A 4,194-nucleotide genomic window follows, 5' to 3' on the forward strand; every position below is an offset into this window, starting at 1 on the left:
CGCGAGGCTCCTGTCCGACCCGCATCCCGCCCGGCGCGAGACGCCCTGTCCGGTCCCCCGGATCGGATCAGAGCATCTGCCCGCCATCGACGACGATGTTCTGCCCCGTCACCCAGCGCGCCGCCGGCGAGCCGAGGAACATCGCCACCTCGGCGATTTCCTCCGCGGTGCCGAACCGCCCGAACGGAATCGAGGCGAGGGTCGCCTCGTAGAGTTTCGGATTGGTTTCCTTGCGCTGCTCCCACAGCCCGCCGGGAAACGCGATCGAGCCGGGCGAGATCGCATTCACCCGGATCCGCTTCGGCGCCAGCGTCGCCGCCTGCGACATCGTGTAGTTGATCACCGCCGCCTTCACCGCCGCGTAGGGCAGGCTGCGGGTCGAGGCGCGCAGGCCGGAAATCGAGGCGATGTTGACGATCGCGGCCCCCTCGGCGGCCTCCAGGAAGGGCAGGGCGGCATGGCTCGCCCGCACCACCGCCATCACGTCCACCCCGATCGAGGCGGCCCATCCCGCCTCGTCATCGGTCATCCCGAAGCCCGAGGCATTGTTCACGAGAATGTCGATGCCGCCCAGCGAAGCGGCCGCCTCCGGCACGAAACGGGCGATCTGTTCCGCCTCGGCAAGGTCGCAGGGGGCGGCGAACACGCGCCCGCCATGCCCGGCGATCTCGCGCCGCGCCACCTCCAGCGCTTCGGCGCCGCGCGCGCAGATCGCGACCGCGGCCCCCTCGGCGGCAAACCCCATCGCGATGGCGAGGCCGATTCCCCGGCTGCCGCCCATCACCACGACCTTCCTGCCCGCAAACCGCATCGCCCGCTCCTCGCCCTTCATGTTGTGGCAGGGCCGGGGCAAACGCGCCCCGGCCCGCCGGTTCAGGCCGCCTTCTGCTTCGCGGCCGTCGGATAGTCGGTATAGCCCTCGGCGCCGCCCTGGTAGAAGGTCGACATGTCGGGCGGGTTCAGCGCCAGCCCGTCGCGGAACCGCTCCACCAGGTCCGGGTTCGCGATATAGAGCTGTCCGAACGCCACCGCGTCCACCTCGCCCGCCTCGATCGCCGCCTCGGCGGTGTCGCGGGTGAACTTCTCGTTGGCGATATACACGCCGCCGAACGCCGCCTTCAGCTGCGGCCCGATCCAGTCCGCCGCCTTGTGCTCGCGCGCCGCGATGAAGGCGATCTTCCGCTTGCCGAGTTCGGTGGCGACATGGGTGAACAGCGCGAGCTTGTCGGAATCGCCCATCGTGTGCGCATCGCCGCGCGGGGCGAGATGCACGCCCACCCGGTCGGCCCCCCAGACGCCGATGGCCGCATCCGTCACCTCCAGCAGCAGCCGCGCGCGGTTCGCGATCGAACCGCCATACTGGTCGGTCCGCTTGTTGGTCGAATCCTGCAGGAACTGGTCGAGCAGGTAGCCGTTCGCGCCATGGATCTCGACGCCGTCGAACCCGGCCGCCTTGGCGTTCCGCGCCGCGGCCCGGTAGGCCTCGATCACGCCCGGAATCTCCTCGGTCTCCAGCGCGCGCGGCGTCACGAAGGGCCGCTCCGGCCGCACCAGGCTCACATGCCCGCCGGCCGCGATCGCGCTCGGCGCCACCGGCAGTTCGCCGTTGAGGAAGATCGGGTCGGAAATCCGCCCGACATGCCAGAGCTGGGCGAGGATGATGCCGCCCTCGCGATGCACCGCCTCGGTGACGATGCGCCAGCCCGCCACCTGCTCCTCGGACCACAGGCCCGGCGTCGCGGCATAGCCGACGCCCATCGGCGTCACCGAGGTCGCCTCGGACAGGATCATGCCCGCGCCGGCGCGCTGGGCGTAATACTGCGCCATCAGCGCGTTGGGCAGGCGCGCCTCGCCGGCCCGCGCGCGGGTCAGCGGCGCCATGACGATGCGGTTGCGCAGGGTGAAGGCGCCGGCCCGCAGGGGTTCGAACAGTTTCGACATTGATCAGCCTTTCCGGTTGATGCTGCGAATTCAGGGAGTGGGTTCGGGCCGATCGAGGGATTTCGCGAGTCCCCTGATCAGCGCGTCGATCGCGCCGTCATTGCGCCGGTAGAACACGAAGGTTCCGACCCGCCTGGTCTCGACCAGCCCCGCCGCGTGAAGGGCGGCGAGATGGGCCGAGATGCTCGATTGCGACAGCGGGCAGCTCCGCTCGATCGCCCCCGCGCACACGCCGAAGGAGAGCGGGTGCTCCTGCCCGGCGAAATGCCGTTCGGGTTCGGCGAGCTTGGCGAGAATCGCGCGCCGCACCGGATGCACCAGGGCCTTCAGCCCCTCGTCCAGATCCGGTGCGTGGTCATGATCGGCATCGATCGTCATGCGACGATAGATGGATCGGGTTCACCCGATATGAAGATCGGGGATTTGCGAACTTGCGCAGGGCAGGGATGCGCGCCGGCAGCCCGGCGCGCATTGCGGGCATCAGCCCCGCTGGTCGATCGAGACGTAGTCGCGCCGCGGCGCCCCGGTATAGAGCTGGCGCGGCCGGCCGATCCGCTGCGACGGGTCGGCGATCATTTCCATCCACTGGCTGATCCAGCCGGTGGTGCGCGCCAGGGCGAAGAGCGGGGTGAACATCGTGGTCGGGAAGCCCATCGCCTTGAGGATGATGCCCGAATAGAAATCGACGTTCGGATACAGCTTGCGCGAGACGAAATAATCGTCGTCCAGCGCGATCTTTTCAAGCTCCATCGCCAGTTCCAGCAGCGGCTCGTGCTTGATGCCGAGCTCGCCCAGCACCTCGTGGCAGGTCTGCTGCATGATCTTCGCGCGCGGGTCGAAGTTTTTATAAACCCGGTGGCCGAAGCCCATCAGCTTGGTGTGGCTGTTCTTGTCCTTCACCTCGGCGATGAAGGCCGGGATGTTGTCCTTGTGCCCGATCTCGCCGAGCATCTTCAGCACCGCCTCGTTGGCGCCGCCATGCGCCGGCCCCCAGAGCGCGGCGATGCCGGCGGCGATGCAGGCGAAGGGGTTGGCCCCGGTCGAGCCGGCGAGCCGCACGGTCGAGGTCGAGGCGTTCTGCTCGTGATCGGCGTGCAGGATCAGGATGCGGTCCATCGCCCGCTCCAGGATCGGGTTCTTCCGGTACGGCTCCGGCGGCACCGCGTTGATCATGTAGAGGAAGTTCTCCGCATAGGAGAGATCGTTGCGCGGATACATGAAGGGCTGGCCGGTGGAGTATTTGTGGGCCCAGGCGGTGATGGTCGGGATCTTGGCGATCAGCCGGAACGCGCTGATCTCGCGCTCCCGCGCGTCGTTCACGTTCACGCTTTCCGGATAGAAGGCCGAGAGCGCGCCGACCACGCCGCACAGCACCGCCATCGGGTGGGCGTCGCGCCGGAACCCGTCGAAGAAGCGGCGCACCTGCTCGTGCAGCATCGTGTGCATGGTCACGCCGCGGTTGAACGACTCGAACTCCGCGGCCGTCGGCAGCTCGCCGTAGAGCAACAGGTGCGCGACCTCGAGAAAGGTCGATTTCTCGGCGAGCTGGTCGATCGGGTAGCCGCGATACAGCAGCACCCCCTCATCGCCGTCGATATAGGTGATCTTGCTCTCGCAGGAGGCGGTCTCGCCATAGCCGGGGTCGAAGGTGAAGATCCCGGTCTGCGCCTGGAGCTTGCGGATATCGGCGACCTGCGGGCCGAGCGTGCCGTTCAGGAGCGGGAGTTCGGCCGTCTTGTTGCTGCCGGGTATCGTGAGCGTCGCGTGCGTCGCGCGCGCGCCTTCGGTCGTGCTGCTCATGGTCAAGATTCCTCTAATGTCCGGTCGAACCGTCCTGATCCGCGCCCTGGTCAGGGGCTGAGACTAATCGGTCTGAGTTCCCATTCTGTAAATCCTTCCGGGACAATCGCGCAACCTTCGCGCCTGCAACATGACACTCATGTTCAGCCGGGAGGAGGCGGATCGATCACCCGCTGCAGCCGCGCGCCGGCCGGCCGCAGGTCCCGCCAGGGGGTGAGAACGAGGAATTCCGCCGCCCGCATGGTCGGGAATCCCTCCTCCAGCCGCGCATGCGCCGCGTCGCGCGCCTGCGCGCCCGAGGCCAGCATCAGCGCCAGCTCGTGCAGCCCCGGATTATGGCCGACCAGCATCACGCTCAGCATGGTCTCGCGCAGCTCGCGCAGGATTTCCAGCAGCCGCGCCGCCGGCGCCATGTAGAGCGTCTCCATCACCTCGATGTTCGGCGTCCGGTCC

The 4,194-nt window shown here is 68.2% G+C and carries 4 protein-coding genes and 1 pseudogene; all 5 read right to left on the reverse strand.

The features are described from left to right. Positions 1 to 67: 67 nt before the first annotated feature. On the reverse strand, positions 68 to 832 hold the full coding sequence (locus APM_RS08355; RefSeq protein ID WP_007422928.1) for an SDR family NAD(P)-dependent oxidoreductase: 765 nt from the start codon (positions 830 to 832) through the stop codon (positions 68 to 70). A gap of 41 nt (positions 833 to 873) precedes the next feature. After that, positions 874 to 1,941: an alkene reductase gene (locus APM_RS08360; protein ID WP_007422927.1), complete on the reverse strand. Its 1,068-nt coding sequence runs from the start codon at positions 1,939 to 1,941 to the stop codon at positions 874 to 876. Between the two features lie 30 nt (positions 1,942 to 1,971). Then, positions 1,972 to 2,319, reverse strand: coding sequence for a helix-turn-helix transcriptional regulator (locus APM_RS08365; RefSeq protein WP_007422929.1), 348 nt, complete (start codon positions 2,317 to 2,319; stop codon positions 1,972 to 1,974). Positions 2,320 to 2,421: 102 nt separating this feature from the next. After that, on the reverse strand, positions 2,422 to 3,741 hold the full coding sequence (gene gltA, locus APM_RS08370) for a citrate synthase (protein WP_007422930.1): 1,320 nt from the start codon (positions 3,739 to 3,741) through the stop codon (positions 2,422 to 2,424). 143 nt (positions 3,742 to 3,884) lie between these two features. Then, positions 3,885 to 4,194, reverse strand: a pseudogene (locus tag APM_RS08375) (phosphohistidine phosphatase); the annotation flags it as partial.

Source organism: Acidiphilium sp. PM (genome assembly GCF_000219295.1).
GTDB classification, from domain to species: domain Bacteria; phylum Pseudomonadota; class Alphaproteobacteria; order Acetobacterales; family Acetobacteraceae; genus Acidiphilium; species Acidiphilium multivorum.

What these genes read in the sequence shown, in the direction of transcription:
- APM_RS08355 (WP_007422928.1), bottom strand. Translation starts at nt 832, where the DNA reads ATGAAGGGCGAGGAGCGGGCGATGCGGTTTGCGGGCAGGAAGGTCGTG.
- APM_RS08360 (WP_007422927.1), bottom strand. Translation starts at nt 1,941, where the DNA reads ATGTCGAAACTGTTCGAACCCCTGCGGGCCGGCGCCTTCACCCTGCGC.
- APM_RS08365 (WP_007422929.1), bottom strand. Translation starts at nt 2,319, where the DNA reads ATGACGATCGATGCCGATCATGACCACGCACCGGATCTGGACGAGGGG.
- gltA (WP_007422930.1), bottom strand. Translation starts at nt 3,741, where the DNA reads ATGAGCAGCACGACCGAAGGCGCGCGCGCGACGCACGCGACGCTCACG.